Source organism: Mycobacterium sp. NGS18 (genome assembly GCF_059813185.1).
In genome coordinates, this window is record NZ_JCALEC010000009.1 from 1 (window position 1) to 19,243 (window position 19,243).

The following is a 19,243-nucleotide window of genomic DNA, read 5'->3' on the forward strand; positions in this document are numbered from 1 at the left end:
AGCACCCTAACCGCGTAGTCGCATAGTGCGACTCCTTGCGGTGGTATGCGCGACCATGTGACGATAGCCACAATGATCGACCTTCGGGGCAGGACGGCGGTGGTCACCGGCGGAGCCGGTGGGATCGGCCGAGCCCTGGGCCGGCGGTTCGGCCGCGAGGGCATGAAGGTGGTGCTCGCCGATGTGCTCGCCGATCCGCTGGAGGAGGCGACCCGGGCGCTGCAGCACGAGGGCATCGAGGCCATCGGGGTGGTCGCCGACGTGACCGACTACGACTCGGTCGAAGCCCTGGCCACCGCGGCGCTGGATCGGTTCGGCGCTGTGCACGTGGTGTGCAACAACGCCGGCACCGGCGCGGTCTCCGAGGGCTACCTGTGGGAGCACGACCTGGCCGATTGGCGGTGGGGAATCGACGTCAACGTGCTCGGCGTCATCCACGGCATCAAGGCGTTCGTGCCGATCCTGCTCGAGGCCGGCAAGGGACACGTGATCAACACCTGCTCGGGCAACGGCGGGTTCGCGCCGATCGCCCGCGGCGCTCTGGGCGGGCCGGCCACCGCCGTCTACCCGATGACCAAGGCGGCGGTGCTGTGCCTGACCGAAAGCCTCTACACCCACCTGGAGATGACCGGGACACGGGTGCGGGCGCATGTCCTGTTCCCGGGTGGCTTTTTGAACACCGGCATCTGGGAGTCGTGGCGGCACCGCCCGCAGCGCTACGCCGCGACCCAGCAGCGCCGCACCCCCGAGACGACCCTGGCCAAGGTGGTGGACCGCTTCGAGGCGGCCGGCGCCCATGTCGAGTTCACCCCGCTCGAGACGGTCGCCGAGCAGGTGATCGACGGCATTGCGACAGACCGTTTTTGGATGATGGGGCCGCCCACCCCCGCCGATCAGGTCGTGAGCGCCAAGGCGGCGTCGATCCTGGCGCGCGGCGAGCCCGACTACCTGGTCGACGTGCTGAGCCAGCATGCCGACAGCGCCTCGGAGAACGGAGCAAAGCGTTGAGTGCCACCGCAGTTCGCTACGGTCCCCGGCCGCCGGAGGCGCGGGTCGACCACGAGATCGACGCCACCAAGGCACCCATCGCCACCGAGGCGGTGACGATCACCTATCTCACCGATCCGGAGATCGTCGCCGCTGTGCTGCCCAAGCCGCTGGCGCCGGCAGCCGAACCGCTGGTGCGAGTGCAGTTGCAGCGGGTCCGAATCGACGGCATGCCCACGTTCACCTCGGCGGTGTTCTCGGTGACCGCCCGGCACGGCGACACGGCCGGCGACTACCCGCTGTTCATGCCGCAGTCCACCGAACAATCGGTCACCGGCGGACGTGAAACCTTCGGCGAGCCCAAAAAGATCGCTCATATCGAGGTGCAACGCGACGGCGATCGCGTCAGCGCCGGCGTGGACCGGCTGGGCCACCAGCTGGTCACCGTCAATGGCCGGGTCACCGGCCCGGCAGAGTTGCCGCCCGACCAGATCAACACCGAGTTCTACTTCAAGTTCCTGCGCGCCCCCGACGGCAACGGCATCACCGACCCGCACCTGGTCTACGGCGAATACCACCGGCACTACGAGGTGCTGGAGAACATCGACGGCACAATAGAACTGGGGGAGTCGGCGCTGGATCCGGTGGCCGACATCGTGATCCGCGAAATCCGGTCGATCACCTGGTGCCGGCGCCGCACCGTGCAGGTGGGGCGGATCGCCGAGCGGGTGCCGGCCGAATGGCTGCTGCCGTATGTGCACCAGCGCTACGACGATGTGGCCCTGCTGGCCGCCCCGAGGCCCGAGTCGGTGCGGGCGTAAGCGCATGGATCGCTACACGGTCATCTCTGCCGACTGCCACGCCGGTGCCGACCTGCTCGACTACCGCCAATACCTGGATCCGGGCTACCGAAACGAATTCGACGGCTGGGCGAAGACTTACGTCAACCCGTTCGGCGACCTCACCGAGCCCGACGCCGAACGCAGCTGGAACAGCGAGCGACGCGACGCTGATCTGGATGCGGAAGGTGTTGCCGGCGAGGTCGTCTATCCCAACACCGTGCCGCCGTTCTTTCCCAGCGGGAGCCTGGCCGCCCCGCCGCCGGAGACCGCCCGAGAGGTCGAGCTGCGCTGGGCCGGACTGCGGGCGCATAATCGCTGGCTGGCTGACTTCTGCTCGCTGTCGCCGTTGCGCCGTGCCGGGGTGGGCCAGATCCTGCTCGAAGACCTCGACCAGGCGATCGCCGAGATTGCGCAGATCGCCGAACTGGGGCTCCGCGGCGGGGTGCTGCTGCCCGGAGTGGCCCCCGGCGCCGCCATCCCGCAGCTCTACGCCGAGCATTGGGCGCCGCTGTGGGCGGCCTGCGACGAGGCGGGCGTGGTGGTCAACCACCACGGCGGCTCCGCCGGACCGACCCCGACCGATGGCTGGGGCAGCTCGTTCGCGGTGTGGGTGTACGAGACCCACTGGTATGCGCACCGGGCGCTGTGGCACCTGATCTTCTCCGGCGCCTTGGATCGCCACCCGGACCTCACCGTGGTCTTCACCGAACAGGGCGCCGGATGGATACCGGCGACGCTCGACTCGCTCGACGTCGCGGCCGCCCGCTACGCGCGACCGGGCTCGGCGATCGCCCGCTTCGCGGGGCCCACCGCCGGCTCGCTGAGCCACAAGCCCAGCGAGTACTGGTCTCGGCAGTGCTACGTCGGCGCCAGCTTCATGCGTCCCGTCGAGTGCACCGAACGGCACGCCATCGGCGTCGAGAAGATCATGTGGGGAAGCGACTACCCGCACTACGAAGGAACCGCGCCCTATACCCGGGAAGCGTTGCGTCACACCTTCGCCCATGTCCCCCCGGCCGAAGTGGCGGCCATGGTGGGCGGGAACGCGGCGGCCGTCTACGGCTTCGACCTGGCGGCGCTGGCGCCGTTGACCGACCGCATCGGACCGAGCGTGGCCGAGGTTTCCGAGCCGCTGGCCGCGGTGCCCGCCGATGCCAGCAGCACCGTCTTCGAGCCCGATCCCATCCGCACCTGGTAGCGAAAGGTTAATTGTGGACCCGTATCTCATCATCTCCGCTGACACCCATGCCGAACTCCCGACCGAGCGTTATCGCGAATACGTCGATCCCGAATACCGCGACGACTTCGAGACGTATCTCACGGAGAAGACCGCCGCGGCCAAAGCCGGCGGATTCATCGACGAGGAATTCGCCGAAGAGTGGTTCACCGAGCACGGCGAGGGGATCGCCGGCGGCTGGGACGTCGCCCTGCGGGACCGGGAACTCGACGGCGACGGGGTGGTCGGCGAGGTCATCTTCCCCGACGCCGATGCGGTGACCGGGGTCGCCGGGGCCCCGTTCGGGGCGGGCCTGGGCCAGTCGGGCGACCTGGACCCGGGGCGCGCCATGGCCGGTGCACGGGCCCACAACCGCTGGCTGGCCGAACTGTGCAGCCACAGCCCCGAGCGCCGGGCCGGGGTCGCGGTGGTGCCGATCCTGGCCGACGTGGACGCGGCGGTGGCCGAGATCACCCGCGCCGCGGAATCCGGTCTGCGGGGCGGGATCCTGATCCCGGCACGCTGGGTCGGCTACCCGCCCTATCACGACCGCCGCTACGACAAGGTCTGGGCGGCCTGCCAAGACCTGCAGATGCCGGTGCACACCCACTCCGGGCCCGCCCCGCAAGAAGAGTATGGCGGGCACCTGGGCATCTACGTCACCGAGGTGCGCTGGTGGGGCGCGCGGCCGTTGTGGTTCGCGCTGTGGTCGGGGGTGTTCGAACGTTTCCCCGGGCTGCGCTGGGGAGTCACCGAATGCGGCGCCTTCTGGGCCAACGATCTGCTCTGGCTGATGGACACCCGGTTTCTGCGGGAGCACTCGGCCAAGAAGATGAGCCGGCACATGGAAGGCGATCTGACGATGCCGCCGTCGGCCTACTTCGACCGGAATTGTTTCATCGGGGCCACCACCACCGAGCGCCGGGAGCTGGCCCGTCGCTACGAGATCGGTGTCGCCAACCTGTTGTGGGGCAACGACTTCCCGCATCCGGAGGGAACGTGGCCGCATACCCGCGAGTGGCTGCGACGCTCATTTTGGGATATCCCGATCGAGGAGACCCGGCAGATGCTCGGCCTGGCGGCGGCCGAGCTGTACCACTTCGATCTGGACGCCCTGGCCCCGCTGGCCGAGCGCATTGGCCCCACCCCGGCGGACCTCGGGCAAGACGATGCGGTGAGCATGCCCAAGTGGGACGCGGCCCGACGGACCGGCCGGCACTGGCTGACCGACGCCGAACCGATCCCCGATCTGGTGCAGAACTGAGGAATCAACGATGGATCGCTACGTCGTCATCTCCACCGACACCCACGCCGGGGCCGATCTCTACGGCTACAAACCGTATCTGCCGGCATCGCTGCACGACGAGTTCGACGCCTGGGCCAAGACCTACAGCAGTCCGTTCGACGACCTCATCGTCGCCACCGCCAACCGGAACTGGGACCACGAGCTGCGGATCGCGGAGATGGACACCGACGGCGTCGCCGCGGAGGTCCTGCTGCCCAACACCGTTCCCCCGTTCTTCCCGACCACGCCCAACATCACCATCAGCTTGCCGCGCACGCGCGACGAGTTCGAGAAGCGCTGGGCCGGTGTGCAGGCCCACAACCGGTGGCAAGTCGACTTCTGCGCGCTGGCCCCGGCCCGGCGCCGCGGCCTGATCCAGGTCTTTCCCAACGACATCGACCTGGCGCTCAACGAGATTCGGTGGGGCGCCGAGCAGGCGTGCTTCGGAGGCGTGCTGATCCCGGCCGTGTCGCCGGGTGACCCGCAGGTGGCCCCGCTGTTTCACACCCGCTACGAACCGATCTGGAAACTGTGTGCGGAGCTGGATCTGACCGTGGTGCAGCACGCCGGCGCCGGCAGCCCCGAGATGCCGATGGACCAGCCGGCCTCCAACGCGGTGCTGATCACCGAGATGGCGCTGTGGGCGCAGCGCACGCTGAGCCATCTCATCCTCGCCGGCGTCTTCGAGCGCTACCCCGCCCTGCGATTCGTACCGACCGAGCAGGGCACCCTGTGGGTGCAGCAGCAACTGATGGTGCTCGACGCCATGGTGCCCACGATGAAGTCCGAGGCGAACAATCGCACCTACGGGATGTTCGGCGGGTCGTCCGTCGACGCAATGACGCTGCTGCCCAGCGAATACGCCCGGCGGAACTGCTATCTGGCCAGTGAACTGACCCCCTACGACGCGGCGATGATCGATTACCTGGGTGCCGACCACATCATGTGGGGCAGTGACTATCCCCACGAGGAGGGCTTCACACCGCACTCCAAGCTGGCCATCCGCTGGGCATTGCACGACCGGACCGAGGACGAGTGCCGAAAGATCCTGGGCACCACCGCCGCGCGGCTGTACCGTTTCGACCTCGACGCGCTGGCACCCGTCGCCGCCAAGATCGGGCCTACGGTCGCCGAAGTGGCGACACCGCTGGGCGACACCGGCTACCTTTCCCCCGGCGGCTTCGGCTACCGGCCGTTCGAGGGCGGACTGGCCCTCAAGCGATTGGCCCCGGCGCGCGGCTAGGTTCGGGCTCCGTTAGATCATCGCCCGCAGCAGGCCCTCCGGCTCGATGCCCAGGGAACTCAGCGCCGAGGCGTGGAACGTGGTGCCGGGGACATGGATCGCGTGATTGAGCCCGGCGTGGGCGTCGCGCCAATACCGTTGCAGCGGTTTGTCCATCCGTAGCGCGTTACCACCGGAGCGCGCGAAGATCTGGTCGACGGCTCCCACCGCACGCCACACCGCGCGAACCTGGGTGCGGCGACCGGCGGCGCGGTCGGCGAAGCTGACCTCCCTGCCGCCGGCGACCATGTCGTAGATCCGGTCGGCGTTGGCCAGCAGTTCCTGTCGGGCGGCGTTGATGTCGGCGGCCGCCTCGCCGATCGCATACATGACATACGGATCGTCTTTGATCGCGGTCCCGGTGGCGCTCACGCGTTCCCGCTGATAGTCCAGGTGCGCGGCCAGGGCGCCTTCGGCGATGCCGATGACCGCCGAGGAGATGCCGAGCGGGAACATCGTCGACCACGGCATCAGATACAGCGGGTCGGTCATGCCGGCCTCGCGCTGGGCGCTGCCGTCCATCACCTTGAGGCCATCCATCGTGCGGTAGCTGGGCACGAACGCGTCTTTGACGATGACATCCTTGGAGCCGGTTCCGCGCAGCCCCACCACATCCCAGGAGTCGTCGACGATCTCGTAGTCGGTGCGGGGCAGGATCATGTGCAGAATCGCCGGCGGCATGACCGGGATACCGTCGGCGCCGCCGACCATGGCTCCGAGGATGATCCAGTCGCAGTGGTCGGTGCCGGAACTGAACCCCCAGCGGCCGTTGAACAGGTAACCGCCCTCGACCGGTGTGGCCACGCCCTGAGGCGCATACGGCGAGGCCATCCAGGTGTCGACATCGTCGGCCCACACTTCCTCGCCGACTTGCGGATCGGCGTAGGCCAGCTGGTAGGGATGCACGCCGACCACACCGGTGACCCAACCCGCGGAGGGATCCAGCGCCGCGGTGGCCATCACGGTCTCGGCCCACTCGCGAGGATGCGCCTGGTATCCGCCGTGCTTGGCCGACTGCAGCAGGCGGATCGAGCCCGCGTCCTTCATCGCCTTGACCGTCTGATCGGTCAACCGGCCGATCTTCTCCGCCTCGCCGGCCTGCTCGCGCAACTGGTCGGCGATGCCCATCAGCCGGTCGACTACCCGGTCACCCATGTTGTCGTCCTTACGTTGTGGACTTCAAAAACGATGGTCTGCTGCAGGTGATGATGGCACCGTCGGCGGCTGGTGTCTGGCGAAAAGGGCAGCGGAATCGCTATAAACCCAGCGGCGTGATGGGGTACATTTCACTCCGACCCAGGCGGAACCCGAGTTCCGCCCATGCTCGCCGCCACGCGACGGTGCGGGGTAGACACAGGAGGCGGCGGGTGTACGGACTGCTCAAGAAGCTGTGGATCCCACTGCTTCTGGTCGTCGTGACCGCACTCGGCGCATACGTCGTCGTGCGGGTGCGGGATAGTTTCGGCGCCAACGCTTACGCGTCAAGCGGTGATGCGAACGCCGACGAGACCAAGCCGTTCAACCCCAAGCACATCACCTACGAGGTGACGGCACCCTCGGGTGGCACGGTCAGCCTCAACTTCCTCGACGAGGATGGGCAGCCGCATCTGGTCGAGGACGCTCCGCTGCCGTGGTCGCACACCATCGTCACGACGCTGCCCTCGATGTCGGCGAACATCGTGGCGCAGGGTGATGCCGGCATGGGCCACCTGCGTTGCCGGGTGATTGTCGATGGTGAAGTCCGCGACGACCGCAGCATCGACCAGTACGAGCCGTTCATCTACTGCCTGGTGAAGTCGGTATGAGCACCGACAATTCACGGCAACCGCATTCCCGTATCGCCCACCTGCTGCGGGTCTTGTCGGTTCCCATCATCTTGTTTTGGCTGCTGGTAGCGATCGGGACGACGCTGTTCGTGCCGGGGCTCGGCGAGGTGGCCGCCAAGCGTTCGGTGCCGATGTCGCCGCTGGACGCGCCGGCCTACAAGGACATGATGAACATCGGGCACAAGTTCGAGGAGTTCGATACCGACTCCTCGGCGATGGTTGTCATCGAGGGCGATGACAAGCTCGGTGATAGTGCGCACGAGTACTACGACCAGATCGTCGCCAAGCTCAAAGCCGACGAACATGTGCAATTCGCTCAAGATTTCTGGAGTGACCCGCTGACCGCTGCCGGCTCGCAGAGCCCGGACGGCAAGGCCGCCTACGTACAGCTATTCCTCGATGGTTCCCAGGGCACCGGCCGCAGCCATAAGTCGGTGGCCGCGGTGCGCGACATCGTCAACAGTGTGCCGGCGCCGCCGGGTGTAAAGGCTCACGTGGCCGGCAACACCGCCCTCAACACCGACACGCTGATCGCCGCCCACAACAGCATGGAACTGATGACGGCGGTCACCATCGGCGTCATCTTCCTGATGCTGCTGGTCATCTACCGGTCGCTGCGGAGCGCGATCGTCGGTCTGATCCTGGTTCGCTTCGAGCTTTATGCCGCAGAAGGCATCGTGGCCACCGCCGGCCATCTGAACATCATCGGGCTGACCCCGTACGCGGTGAGCATGGTGACGATGCTGACGATCGCCGCGGGAACCGACTATTTCATCTTCTTGCTGGGCCGCTACCAGGAAGCCCGTTCTCGCGGCCAGAACCGTGAAGACGCGTTCTACAGTGCCTATCACGGTGTGGTTCACGTAATCGTGGGTTCGGGCCTGACGATCGTGGGCGCCTGCCTGTGTCTGACCGCGACCAAGTTGCCCTATTTCCACTCGATGGGGCTGCCGTGTGCCATTGCCTTGACCGCAACGATGGTGGCCGGTTTGACGTTGGCTCCGGCGGTACTCGTGGTCGGATCCAGGTTCGGCATCTTCGATCCCACCCGACGGGCCTCGGAACGAGGGTGGCGGACCATCGGCACCTTTGTGACGAGGTGGCCGAAACCGATCATCGTGGTGACGTCTTTTGTCGCGGTGATCGGTTTCGTCAGCCTGGCGACGTACGTGCCGAACTACAACGACCAGAAGTTCACCCCCGAGGAGATCCCGGCCAACGTGGCGCAGACCGCGGCCGAACGGCATTTCTCCAAGGCGCGCATGAATCCCGAACTGCTCATGGTCGAGGCCGACCACGACCTACGCAACCCCGCCGACATGCTTGTCATCGACCGGATCGCCAAGAGCGTCTTCCACGAGCGCGGCATCGGGCGGGTGCAGACCATCACCCGGCCGCTGGGCGCACCGATCGAGCACAGCTCCATTCCGTTCGTCATCGCCATGGGCAACTCCAGTACCTTGCAGACGGCGAAATTCATGAACGACAGCATGGCCTCGATGCTCGAGCAGGCCGACGAGATGGGCCGCACCATCGCCGTCATGGAACACATGTACGGCGTGATGACCCAGATGACCGACGCCACCCATGACATGACCGCCGACATGCACGTGCTGCTCAGCGACATCGAAACGGTGCGCCAGCACGTCGCTGATTTCGACGACTTCTTCCGGCCGTTTCGGAGTTACTTCTCCTGGGAGCCACACTGTTTCGACATCCCGGCGTGCGCAGCGCTGCGATCGGTCTTCGACATGCTCGACGACGTCGACATCATGACCGACGACATGGGCGTCACCGTCAAAGACGTCGACAAGCTCGACACCCTGATGCCGCAGATGCTGGCGGATCTGCCCAAGACGATCGAGTCGATGACGAACATGCGCGGGTTCATGCTGGCCACCCACAGTGCGATGTCGGGGATCCAGCGTCACATGCAGGAGGCCGCCGAAGGATCGACGCTGATGGGCAAGTTCTTCGACGAGGCCAAGAATGACGACTCCTTTTATCTCCCACCGGAAGTCTTCGACAACCCGGACTTCAAACGCGGCCTGAAGATGTTCGTCTCCTCCGACGGCACGGCGGTGCGTTTCATCATCACCCACCAAGGCGACCCCGCCTCGGTCGAGGGCATCAAGCACGTGCAGGGCATCAAGGAGGCCGTCGCCGACGCGATCAAGGGCACACCGCTGGAATCGGCGAAAGTATCGCTGGCGGGTACCGCCTCGATGTACAGCGACATGCAAGAAGGCGTGACGATCGACTTGACGATCGCCGGGATCGCCACGTTGATCCTGATTTTCTCGATCATGCTGCTGATCACCCGCAGCCTGGTGGCCGCCCTAGTCATCGTCGGCACCGTGCTGGCATCACTGGGCACCGCATGCGGGCTGTCGGTGCTGCTGTGGCAGGACATCCTCGGCCTCGGCCTGCAGTGGATCGTGTTGCCGCTGACCGTCATCATCCTGCTGGCCGTGGGCTCGGACTACAACCTGCTGCTGGTATCGCGGCTCAAAGAGGAAATCCCGGCCGGACTCAACACCGGGATAATCCGGGGCATGGGTGCCTCCGGTCGGGTGGTCACCGCAGCCGGGGTGGTGTTCGCCGCGACCATGGCCTCGATGCTGGTCAGCGACCTGCGTGTGATCGGGCAGCTGGGCACCGCGATCGCGCTGGGCCTACTGGTCGACACCTTCATCGTGCGTGCCTTCATGACTCCCGCGATCGCCGCCGCGCTGGGGCACTGGTTCTGGTGGCCGCTGAACACCTTCCGCGCCAAGCACGACCCACAGCCCGAACCCGCTCGTACCGACCCCATTCCCCAACCGATCAACGCGTGAAAGCTGTCAGCCAAATGGAATCGAGACTGCGCCAGCGCACCGACGGGCGGCTAGACCGGTCCCGTGATCCGGCGATCCTGGACGCCGCGTTGGCCGTCGTATCAGAGCATGGCTACGACGCGGCCAACATGAACGACATCGCTGCGCGAGCCGGTGTCGGCAAGGCCGCCATCTATCGCCGTTGGTCATCCAAGGCTGCACTGGTCACCGATGCACTCATCTATTGGCGGCCCGATCTGCTCACCAGGGACATCCCCGATACCGGCAGCCTGGCCGGCGATCTCGGCGCCCTCATCGAACACGTTGGGCGCAACGATGAAGACCCGGTCCCCAGCGACTTGGTCTTGCGCGTCGCCTTGGAAGCCGTTCACGAGCCCGAATTGGCCGCCGCGGTCGACGATCTGGTGCTCGTCAAAGGCAAGGGCATGGTCGCCACAATCCTGGGGAGGGCCGCGGCTCGCGGTGAGATCGACGGCGACCGGGATTGGTCGATGGTCGCCGACGTCGTGCTGGCCATGGGGCTGCTACAAGTCGTCCGGGGCCAGGTCCTGGATGCTGCGTTCGTCCGACAGGTCATCGACACCTTGGTGTTGCCGGCGGTTGGTGCACCGTCGTTCGGGTCATGACAGTGTCCCGTTCAGGCCGGCCACGATGTGGTCGCTGACGAAGCGACGCACGGCTCGGGGGCTGTCCAGATTCACCCGCATCGGCGGGAGCAGTTCGAAGCTGAAGAGCACCCGCACGATCCATTCGCTGGCGCGGCCGGCATCGAGTTCGCTGCTGACCTCGCCGCTGCGTTGTGCGGCGCGTACCAGTGGGGCCCACAGTGCAACGGAGCGCCGCATCAGCTCCTCGCCGCCGTGTTCCAGCAGCAGCACCAGCACGCTTTGATTGATCGCGCGCGGCTCGGCGGCTGATCTGCGGCGATGCGCCGAGATCAGCACCGCGGCGGCTGCGACCTGCTCGGCCAGGGTGTCCAGCTCGTTCACCTCGGCGGCCATGGTCTCGATGAACGCCGCGGACAGGTGATCGAGTGCCGCGGCGATGGCGGCATCGCGGGTCCCGAAGACGTTGTGCACGGTGCCCCGGGACACGCCGGCCGCTTCGGCGACGGCGGTGAGGCTGAAGCGCCGGGGACCGAGCTGGCGCAAGGTATCGGTCGCCGCGGCCAGCATCGGCGCCGGCAGCGTTCTGGAGGCGGTCTCGCCAAGCACTTGCACACATTATCGAGATGTGTACAAATTGATCAACGTCGTTCGTCGGCGCGCCCGACACCACTATCGAAGGAGACGGCCGTGTACGACCTCACGATCACCGGTGGCACCGTCGTCGACGGCACGGGCGCCGACCGCTACCTGGCCGACGTGGGGATCTCCGGGGGGCGCATCGTGGCTGTCCAGCGCCGCTCTGGCACCGATGACCCCGGCCTGACCGGTGCGGCAGCCGAGACGATCGACGCCACCGGCCGCGTGGTCGCACCGGGATTCGTCGATATCCACACCCACTACGACGGGCAGGTCAGCTGGGACAACCTGCTGGAGCCGTCCAGCGGGCACGGCGTGACAACGGTGGTCACCGGCAACTGCGGCGTCGGCTTCGCCCCGGTGAAGCCGGGCCGCGAAGAGTGGCTGATCAAACTGATGGAGGGCGTCGAAGACATCCCGGGTACCGCGCTGACCGAAGGCATCACCTGGGGCTGGGAGAGCTACCCCGAGTACCTCGACGTCCTTGACCGGCAGAACCTCGCCGTCGACGTCGGCAGCCAGGTCGCGCACGGTGCGATCCGCGCCTACGCCATGGGAGAGCGCGGCGCCCGCAACGAGCCGGCCACCCCGGAGGACATCGCCGCGATGAGCCGACTGGTACAGGAGGCCATCGAGGCCGGCGCACTGGGCTTCTCGACGTCACGCACGCTGGCGCACCGGGCGATGGACGGCGAACCGGTGCCCGGAACCTTTGCCGCCGAAGACGAACTGTTCGGGTTGGGCCGGGCCATGGCAGCCGGCGGGCAGGCGGTGTTCGAGTTGGCCCCGCAAGGTGCGGCCGGTGAGGACATCGTCGCGCCGAAGAAAGAGCTCGAATGGATGCAGCGCCTCGCCGGCGAGATCGATCGGCCGCTGTCGTTCGCACTGATCCAGGTCGACGCCGACCCGAATCTGTGGCGAGAGCAGCTCGACGTCTCCGCGGCCGCCCACCAGGCCGGCAGTGCGTTGTATCCGCAGATCGCCGCGCGGCCGTTCGGGATGCTGCTCGGTTTCCCCGGGCACCACGCGTTCACCCATCGGCCGACCTACCGGCGGCTGAAAGCCGAGTGCAGTCGCGAGGAACTCGCGCAGCGGCTCGCCGAACCGGCGGTCAAGGCCGCGATCCTGTCCGAAGAAGATCTGCCGCCCGACGCCTCCGTGCAGTTCGACGCGATGTTCGCGCTGGTGCAGCACTCGCTGCATCGCATCTATGACCTGGGGGATCCGCCGGACTACGAGCCGACCCCGGAGCGCTCGGTGGCCGCGATCGCCGCGGCGCGCGGCGACGATCCGTTGTCCACCCTGTATGACCTGATGTTGCAGGCCGATGCCGGGGCGATGCTGATGCTGCCGTTCTTCAACTACGCCGACGGCAACCACGATGCGATCCGCGAGATGCTCACCCATCCCGCAGGCGTGCTGGGGCTCTCCGACGGCGGCGCGCACTGCGGAATGATCTGCGACGCTTCCTATCCCACCTACTTGCTCACGCACTGGGCCCGCGACCGGCATCGTGGCCACAAGCTGCCGTTGGAGTACGTGGTGCGCAAGCAGTGCCGGGACACCGCGCAGCTGTTCGGCCTCACCGATCGCGGGGTCATCGAGGTCGGCAAGAAGGCCGACATCAATGTGATCGACATGGAAGCGCTGACCTTGCACCCGGCCCGGATGGCCTATGACCTGCCGGCCGGTGGGCGCCGCCTGCTGCAGGACGCCAGCGGGTATGTTGCCACGATCGTCAGCGGTACCGTCACCCGGCGCCACGGCGCCGACACCGGCGCGCGGCCGGGCCGTCTGGTGCGCGGCGCGCGCTAACTGGAAAGGAAGCAGCAGTTGTCTCGGATGTACCCGTGTGAGCAGGTCGGCCTCGAATTTCTCGAGGGGGCGCCGCAGCGGTTCAGCAACAGCGTCGACCTGGCCGTGACGCCCGACGAGATCTGGGAGGTGCTCGCCGACGCCAAAGCCTGGCCGCACTGGGCCTCGGTGATCACCAACGTGACCTGGACCAGTCCCGAACCGCACGGCGTCGGCACCACCCGCGTCGTCGACATGCGCGGCGGCATCGTCGGCGACGAGGAGTTCCTGGCCTGGGAACCCGCCCGGCACATGGCCTTTCGCTTCAACGCGAGCTCGACCTCGGCGCTGGCGGTCTTCGTCGAGGACTATCGCATCGAGGCCACCGCCCAAGGCTGCCGGCTCACCTGGACCCTGGCCAACCGGCTGACCGGACCGGCGAAACTGTTCTCCCCGGTGAGCGGGCCGCTGATGAATCTGGCGTTTCGCCGCTTCCTGGCCAATTTGCGCCGCTACACCGACAAGCGGTTTGCCACGGCGGGACGCGGATACGGGTAGCCGCCCTCAGTGGGCCTCGATGGTGACCGGCATGTGCCGGACCCCGGCATGCTTGTTGCTGCGGACGTACTCGATCGGCCCCGTCAAGGTGACGGTGCCGACCCGGTCCAACAGCACGTCGAAGATGACCCGCATCTCGAGACGGGCCAGGGTCGAGCCGAGGCAGAAGTGTACGCCGCGACCGAACGTCAAGTGCGGGTTGGGGTTCCGGGCGATATCCAAGGTGTAGGGATCGGCGAACACCGATTCATCACGATTCGCCGAGGCCCACCACAGGCTGACCTTGTCGCCGGCGCGGATCTGCCGGCCGTGCAGTTCGACATCGCGGGTTGCGGTCCGCCGGTTATACGGCGTCGACGACGCCCAGCGCAGCAGCTCCTCGACGGCCACGGGCAGCAGCTCCCGATCCGCGCGCAACCGTTCCCATGCCTCGGGGTGCTCGCTGAGCGCCGCCATCCCGATCGCGATCGAATTGCGCGTCGTCTCACTGCCCGCGGCCATGATCAGGCTCAGGAACATCCGCTGCTCGTTGGCGGTGAGCGGCGCGCCGTCGATCTCCGCGTGCGTCACCACCGAGAGCAGGTCATCGGCGGGCTGAACCCGCTTGCGCTCCAGCAGATCCGTGCCGTAGGCCACCATCCGGGCCTGGGCCTGCACCAGCCGGTCGTTGACCTCGCCGATCTCGCGATCTTCGTAATCCAGCGTGACGTTGGCCCAGTTCATCAGCTCGTGGCGATCTTCCTGCGGGACACCCACCAGCTCTGCGACCGCCTGTAGCGGCAGCTCGGCGGCGACGTCGACCAGGAAATCGCAGTCCCGCTTGGCCAGCGCGGCATCCACGATGCCGACCGCGCGCCGGCGAAGATCCTGCTCGATACCACGCAGTGCTCGCGGAGTCATGCTGGGCATCAGCAGCTTTCGAAATTTCGCGTGCCGCGGATCGTCCATCATGTTCAGCAGGGCCCCGACGGCGAAACCCAGCGGCATATCCTCCAGCGTGGTTCCACCGCCGTCGCGCTCGCCGCCGGTCTCCGAGGAAAACGTCTCGTGGTCGGTGGCCGCGGCCACGATGTCGGCGTAGCGGCTGAGCACCCAGAATCCCTCACCGCCGGGCGTATGAGCGGTGGCCGGATGGAACCAGACCGGCGACTCCCGGCGCAGCACGTCGAACACGTGGTGCGGGAAGCCGGAGGTGAACCGGTCCAGGTCGGTGAGGTCGATGTCGTCGTGCATCAGTCACCGACCCTACACAGCGAAAACGGTGTCCCCTCTATAGTTCGGCCTGTGAACGCGCCGCAATGGACCCTGGAGCACGGCTCGTCCCAGGACGGCCGGACGGCCGTCGTGACCGGGGCGAACACCGGCGTCGGCCTCGAAGTCGCTCGGGGACTGGCGCGCCTGGGAGCCACCGTCGTGCTGGCCTGCCGCAACAACGACGCCGCGGCGGCGGCCCGCGAGGACATTCTCGCGACGGCGCCGGGCGCGCGCATCGACGTGGTTCACCTGGACCTCAGCGACCTGGCCTCGGTGCGCGCCTGCGCGGAGCAGTTGCGAGCCGGCTACCCCGTCATCGACACCCTGGTCAACAACGCCGGCGTCATGCACCAAACCCGGCAGCTGACCGTCGACGGCTTCGAGGGCGACTTCGGCACGAATTTCCTTGGGCCGTTTGCGCTCACGGGCCTGCTGCTGGACCGCGTACTGGCCTCCTCAGCGGGACGGATCATCGCGGTGAACAGCAAGACCAGCCGGGGCGGCCGGATCGCGTTCGACGATCTGCACTTGGCGGCGTCGTTCACCCCGGCGGTGGCCTACACCCAGTCCAAACTCGCTCAGCTGATGGCGGTGTTCGAACTGCAGCGCAGACTCGAAGCGGTGGGCAGCCGGGCGATCTCGTTGGCCGCACACCCCGGCGGCACCCGCACGGGGATACTGCGCGAACAATCCCGTTCGGTGCGTTGGGTATTCAACCGTCGCTTCCGTCTTCTGACGGGCTGGTTCACCCAGGACCCCACCGACGGCGCACTGCCGATGCTGCGGGCGGCCACCGACCCGAACGCCGCGGGCGGCCAGTTCTACGGCCCCGGCGGGCGTTTCGAGCAGATCGGCCCGCCGGTGCTGGTGCGCGCCGCCGGCCGCGCCCACGACGTCGACGCCCAGCAGCGGCTCTGGAAGATCGCCGAAGACCTCACCGGCGTCAGCTACGCGCTGACCCGCGGCTAAGCCGGTCCGTTCGCCAGCTCGCGCGCGATCGCGGCGTGGCGCCTTTTCACGCGAGTCGGCCTGACCTGCGTCGGCACACCCCACACCTTTACAGACTGTGGATAAAATGTCTCACTGTTGACCCGGCCGCGCGCCGGATGCTAAGCAGATGCCCAGCATCTCTGCTCTCGTGGAAGGGTCCGAACATGGCACTGCAGTCGGTAATCGATGATCTGGCGAAGCGCCCCGGCACGGGCGAGGTGATTCCGGTGATCGACCCGGCCACCGAGGAGCAGATCACCGAGTTCCGCGACGCCGGCCCCGAAGCCGTCGACGAGGCGGTGGCCGCCGCCAAGACCGCCTACGAGTCGGGCGTGTGGACCGACATCCCGGCCCGGCAGCGCGCCAGAACGCTGTGGCGCCTCGCCGACCTCATCGACGAGCACGCCAAGGAATTCGCCGAGCTGGAATCGCTGGACGCCGGCATGCCGCCGGCCCAGGCCGAGATGATCGTGTCCACCTGCGCGGAGTTCTTCCGCTACTACGCCGGCTGGTGCACCAAGATCAACGGCAACAGCTACCAGGTGCAGATGGAGGGCGGCGTCAACAGCACCCACGCCAATTTCCACGCCTACACCCAGAAGGAACCGTACGGCGTCGTCGGGCTGATCTACCCGTGGAACGGCCCGCTGTTCAACGCCTGCGCCAAGGTCGCCCCGGCCCTGGCCGCCGGGTGCTCCAGCGTCGTCAAGCCGGCCGAGGAGACCCCCCTGTCGGCGGTGCTGCTGGAGCGGTTGATCGCCCAAGCCGGTGTGCCCGAGGGCGTCACCAACTTCGTGATCGGCTACGGCGCCACCGCCGGTGCCGCGATCACCGCGCACCCCGACGTGGAGAAGGTCGCGTTCACCGGCTCCACCGAGGTCGGCAAGCAGATCATGCGCGACTCGGCGGACAACCTGAAGAAGGTCACCCTCGAGCTGGGCGGCAAGTCCCCGGTGCTGATCTACGAGGACGCCGACCTGGACATGGCGATCATGATGGCCTCGATGGGCATCTTCGTGCACTCCGGGCAGGGCTGTGTCTGCGGTTCGCGAGTTTTCGTGCAGCGCAGCGTCTATGAGCGCGTGGTGGCCGGGATCGCGATGATCGGCGACAACCTGGTGCTGGGCGGCCCCAAGGACGAGGGCGCCATGATCAGCCCGCTGGTCAGCCAGAAGCAGCTCGACCGGGTGCTGGGCTACATCGACCAAGGCAAGCAGGACGGCGTCGAGATCGTCAGCGGCGGTTACCGGTTGGACCGCAAGGGCTACTTCGTCAAACCCACCGTGGTCACCGGCGTCGATCCGGCCACCAGCCGGCTCTACAAGGAGGAGATCTTCGGCCCGGTCGTCACGATTCTGCCGTTCGACGACGACGACGAAGCGGTGGCGATGGCCAATGACACCAGCTACGGGCTGGCCGCCACCGCCTGGACCACCAACCTGGCCCGCGCGCACAACCTGGGCAAGCGGCTCAACGCCGGCATGGTGGGGCTGAACTGCCAGCTGACGTTCGACCACAACGTACCCTTCGGCGGCTACAAGCAGTCCGGTGTCGGCAAGGAACTCGGCGCCGAAGGCATCGAGGCCTATCTGAAGACCAAGTCGATCTGGGCGGCGCTGTAGTCAGGGGCAACCGATGACCGAGTGGTTCTTGTTTCTGCCGCAGAGCAGGCAGAATATCGACGACATCGTGCTGCGGGCGCGCACCGCCGAGGACAGTGGCTACGACGGGGTGGCGTTCATCGACCACCTGGAAACCCCGATGGACCCGGCCGCCCCGATCTGGGAGGCGATGACGATCGCCACCTGGGTCGCCGCCCGCACCGAACGGCTGAAGATCGGCCACCTGGTGCTCTGCGACGCGTTTCGACATCCGGCGGTGCTGGCCAAGCAGGCGGTGACGCTGGCCGAGGCCTCCGGCGGGCGGTTCGAGCTGGGTCTGGGCTCCGGGTCGATGCCCGACGAACTGTCCCGGTTCGGGCTCGGTGCACCGACCGCCGGTCAGCGGGTCAGTGCCCTGGAACAGACCGTGATCGCGCTGCGGCGCTACTGGGCCGGCGGGGAGGACACCCAGTTGCCGACGCCCGGCGCTCCTATCCCGCTGCTGCTCGCCGGGCGCGGCCCGCGGATGCTGGGATTGGTGGCGCGCTACGCGGATTGGTGGAATCTGCCGGCGACCCACGTCGACGAGCTGCCGGATCTGCTGCCCAAGGTCGGCTCGGCGCGGGCCTCGGTGCAGCAGATGGTCGGCTTCATCGGCGACAGCGCTGATGCCGAGACGGTGACCGCCAAGGCGCACCGCCGGTTCAGCCAGCTCGGCCCCGGGCTGGTCTGTGGTCGCGCCGATGAACTGGTCGACTACTTCGCCGGCCTGCGCAGCCAGGGCGCACAGCGGTTCTATGTGTGGTTCTCCGATTTTGCGGCGCCGGAGACGATCGCCGAATTCGGAAAGCGGGTAATTTCGGCCCTGGGAGAATGACAGCGACGCCCGGCAGGAAGGGGCACCCGTGAAGGAGATGTCGAGCAAGTCCATTTCCCGGCGCACCTTTGTGCGCGGCGCCGCCTGGTCGGTGCCGGCCGTCGGTCTCGCGCTCACTGCGCCACGTGTCCTGGCGGCGCCGCCCGGCTCGCAGGACTGCGGTGATCCGAACGAACTGATCGAGAACTGCGTGGTGCAACTGCCCGAGGAGTTCACCTCGACCAGCTTCAGCACCACCGCCGTGGTCGGCGGCACGAACTACTCGATTCTGTTCAGCACCAATATCCGTCCTGGCCCGCCTGTGCCCGCGGCCGCCACCGGCTACCGGATCAACAGCACCGGTCTGACCGGTACCAAGCGTGACGGCGTGCCCTTCTCGATCACGCCGCACATCGGTGAGGCGGGGCCCCGGGTGCTCGGCGCCCGGTCGGGGTCGTCGTTGGGCTTCGTCGTCGACGTGCCCTGGACGGCGGGACAGTTAGTGCGCAACTTCGCGTACACCTTCGACGTGGTCTATCTCAACGGGCTGACCGAGATTCAGACCTGCTCGTATGTGACCGCGATGACGCTGGCCGCGAACGGAATGATCGTCGGCGGAGTCGGCTCGGTGACGTTCTCCCCGCCACGGCTGACCGCCTGCAACGGGTGAA

The 19,243-nt window shown here is 67.2% G+C and carries 17 protein-coding genes; 14 read left to right on the forward strand and 3 right to left on the reverse strand.

Going from position 1 to position 19,243, the window contains the following annotated elements; translation table 11 throughout:
• Nucleotides 1–72: 72 nt before the first annotated feature.
• Genes AC5Y31_RS16605 through AC5Y31_RS16625 form a run of 5 tightly spaced genes read left to right on the forward strand, consistent with a single transcriptional unit; the run spans nt 73 to nt 5,573 of the window.
• On the forward strand, nt 73–1,008 hold the full coding sequence (locus tag AC5Y31_RS16605; protein WP_499981645.1) for an SDR family NAD(P)-dependent oxidoreductase: 936 nt from the start codon (nt 73–75) through the stop codon (nt 1,006–1,008).
• Nucleotides 1,005–1,808 (forward strand): acetoacetate decarboxylase family protein, encoded by an 804-nt coding sequence (locus tag AC5Y31_RS16610; protein WP_499981646.1) that lies wholly within the window; start codon nt 1,005–1,007, stop codon nt 1,806–1,808. The genes AC5Y31_RS16605 and AC5Y31_RS16610 overlap by 4 nt, the downstream gene beginning before the upstream one ends.
• A 4-nt stretch (nt 1,809–1,812) precedes the next feature.
• On the forward strand, nt 1,813–3,027 hold the full coding sequence (locus tag AC5Y31_RS16615; RefSeq protein WP_499981648.1) for an amidohydrolase family protein: 1,215 nt from the start codon (nt 1,813–1,815) through the stop codon (nt 3,025–3,027).
• On the forward strand, nt 2,981–4,309 hold the full coding sequence (locus tag AC5Y31_RS16620; protein ID WP_301632576.1) for an amidohydrolase family protein: 1,329 nt from the start codon (nt 2,981–2,983) through the stop codon (nt 4,307–4,309). Before AC5Y31_RS16615 ends, AC5Y31_RS16620 begins: the two co-directional genes overlap by 47 nt.
• 10 nt (nt 4,310–4,319) lie before the next feature.
• Nucleotides 4,320–5,573, forward strand: coding sequence for an amidohydrolase family protein (locus AC5Y31_RS16625; RefSeq protein WP_301632578.1), 1,254 nt, complete (start codon nt 4,320–4,322; stop codon nt 5,571–5,573).
• 12 nt (nt 5,574–5,585) lie between these two features.
• Here the strand turns inward: AC5Y31_RS16625 and AC5Y31_RS16630 are convergent, their stop codons facing one another.
• Nucleotides 5,586–6,767, reverse strand: a complete 1,182-nt coding sequence (locus AC5Y31_RS16630; RefSeq protein ID WP_499981650.1) for an acyl-CoA dehydrogenase family protein — start codon at nt 6,765–6,767, stop codon at nt 5,586–5,588.
• 212 nt (nt 6,768–6,979) lie between these two features.
• Between AC5Y31_RS16630 and AC5Y31_RS16635 the strand changes: the two genes are divergently transcribed.
• The 3 genes from AC5Y31_RS16635 to AC5Y31_RS16645 are packed head-to-tail and all read left to right on the forward strand — an operon-like array spanning nt 6,980 to nt 10,901.
• The gene (locus tag AC5Y31_RS16635) at nt 6,980–7,417 is read left to right on the forward strand and encodes an MmpS family transport accessory protein (protein ID WP_109470782.1); all 438 of its coding nucleotides are present in this window, start codon (nt 6,980–6,982) and stop codon (nt 7,415–7,417) included.
• Nucleotides 7,414–10,275, forward strand: coding sequence for an MMPL/RND family transporter (locus AC5Y31_RS16640; protein WP_499981653.1), 2,862 nt, complete (start codon nt 7,414–7,416; stop codon nt 10,273–10,275). Before AC5Y31_RS16635 ends, AC5Y31_RS16640 begins: the two co-directional genes overlap by 4 nt.
• A gap of 14 nt (nt 10,276–10,289) precedes the next feature.
• On the forward strand, nt 10,290–10,901 hold the full coding sequence (locus AC5Y31_RS16645) for a TetR/AcrR family transcriptional regulator (protein WP_499981655.1): 612 nt from the start codon (nt 10,290–10,292) through the stop codon (nt 10,899–10,901).
• Here the strand turns inward: AC5Y31_RS16645 and AC5Y31_RS16650 are convergent.
• Entirely contained in the window at nt 10,896–11,489 is a 594-nt protein-coding gene (locus AC5Y31_RS16650; protein WP_301632587.1) for a TetR/AcrR family transcriptional regulator, read from the reverse strand. The two genes, AC5Y31_RS16645 and AC5Y31_RS16650, sit on opposite strands and share 6 nt — an antisense overlap.
• 81 nt (nt 11,490–11,570) lie before the next feature.
• Between AC5Y31_RS16650 and AC5Y31_RS16655 the strand changes: the two genes are divergently transcribed.
• Entirely contained in the window at nt 11,571–13,334 is a 1,764-nt protein-coding gene (locus AC5Y31_RS16655) for an N-acyl-D-amino-acid deacylase family protein (protein WP_499981656.1), read from the forward strand.
• Nucleotides 13,335–13,361: 27 nt separating this feature from the next.
• Nucleotides 13,362–13,871 carry an SRPBCC family protein gene (locus AC5Y31_RS16660; RefSeq protein WP_301636120.1) on the forward strand — a complete coding sequence of 170 codons (510 nt, stop codon included), beginning with the start codon at nt 13,362–13,364 and terminating at the stop codon, nt 13,869–13,871.
• Between the two features lie 6 nt (nt 13,872–13,877).
• On the opposite strand, the gene AC5Y31_RS16665 is transcribed toward AC5Y31_RS16660, so the two are convergent.
• Nucleotides 13,878–15,104, reverse strand: a complete 1,227-nt coding sequence (locus AC5Y31_RS16665; RefSeq protein ID WP_301632591.1) for a cytochrome P450 — start codon at nt 15,102–15,104, stop codon at nt 13,878–13,880.
• A gap of 51 nt (nt 15,105–15,155) precedes the next feature.
• On the opposite strand from AC5Y31_RS16665, the gene AC5Y31_RS16670 reads away from it, so the two are divergent.
• The 4 genes from AC5Y31_RS16670 (at nt 15,156) to AC5Y31_RS16685 (ending at nt 19,242) form a co-directional block, all read left to right on the forward strand.
• Nucleotides 15,156–16,094: an oxidoreductase gene (locus AC5Y31_RS16670; RefSeq protein WP_499981657.1), complete on the forward strand. Its 939-nt coding sequence runs from the start codon at nt 15,156–15,158 to the stop codon at nt 16,092–16,094.
• Between the two features lie 185 nt (nt 16,095–16,279).
• Nucleotides 16,280–17,737, forward strand: a complete 1,458-nt coding sequence (locus AC5Y31_RS16675; protein WP_499981658.1) for an aldehyde dehydrogenase family protein — start codon at nt 16,280–16,282, stop codon at nt 17,735–17,737.
• Nucleotides 17,738–17,750: 13 nt separating this feature from the next.
• Nucleotides 17,751–18,593: an LLM class flavin-dependent oxidoreductase gene (locus tag AC5Y31_RS16680; protein ID WP_301632595.1), complete on the forward strand. Its 843-nt coding sequence runs from the start codon at nt 17,751–17,753 to the stop codon at nt 18,591–18,593.
• A gap of 37 nt (nt 18,594–18,630) precedes the next feature.
• Nucleotides 18,631–19,242 (forward strand): hypothetical protein, encoded by a 612-nt coding sequence (locus AC5Y31_RS16685; RefSeq protein ID WP_499981786.1) that lies wholly within the window; start codon nt 18,631–18,633, stop codon nt 19,240–19,242.
• Nucleotide 19,243 lies beyond the last annotated feature (1 nt).

Coding starts and splice junctions, on each gene's coding strand:
- AC5Y31_RS16615 (WP_499981648.1), top strand. CDS start 1,813: ATGGATCGCTACACGGTCATCTCTGCCGACTGCCACGCCGGTGCCGAC.
- AC5Y31_RS16685 (WP_499981786.1), top strand. CDS start 18,631: ATGTCGAGCAAGTCCATTTCCCGGCGCACCTTTGTGCGCGGCGCCGCC.
- AC5Y31_RS16680 (WP_301632595.1), top strand. CDS start 17,751: ATGACCGAGTGGTTCTTGTTTCTGCCGCAGAGCAGGCAGAATATCGAC.
- AC5Y31_RS16675 (WP_499981658.1), top strand. CDS start 16,280: ATGGCACTGCAGTCGGTAATCGATGATCTGGCGAAGCGCCCCGGCACG.
- AC5Y31_RS16645 (WP_499981655.1), top strand. CDS start 10,290: ATGGAATCGAGACTGCGCCAGCGCACCGACGGGCGGCTAGACCGGTCC.
- AC5Y31_RS16665 (WP_301632591.1), bottom strand. CDS start 15,104: ATGCACGACGACATCGACCTCACCGACCTGGACCGGTTCACCTCCGGC.
- AC5Y31_RS16640 (WP_499981653.1), top strand. CDS start 7,414: ATGAGCACCGACAATTCACGGCAACCGCATTCCCGTATCGCCCACCTG.
- AC5Y31_RS16630 (WP_499981650.1), bottom strand. CDS start 6,767: ATGGGTGACCGGGTAGTCGACCGGCTGATGGGCATCGCCGACCAGTTG.
- AC5Y31_RS16660 (WP_301636120.1), top strand. CDS start 13,362: ATGTACCCGTGTGAGCAGGTCGGCCTCGAATTTCTCGAGGGGGCGCCG.
- AC5Y31_RS16620 (WP_301632576.1), top strand. CDS start 2,981: ATGCCAGCAGCACCGTCTTCGAGCCCGATCCCATCCGCACCTGGTAGC.
- AC5Y31_RS16625 (WP_301632578.1), top strand. CDS start 4,320: ATGGATCGCTACGTCGTCATCTCCACCGACACCCACGCCGGGGCCGAT.
- AC5Y31_RS16605 (WP_499981645.1), top strand. CDS start 73: ATGATCGACCTTCGGGGCAGGACGGCGGTGGTCACCGGCGGAGCCGGT.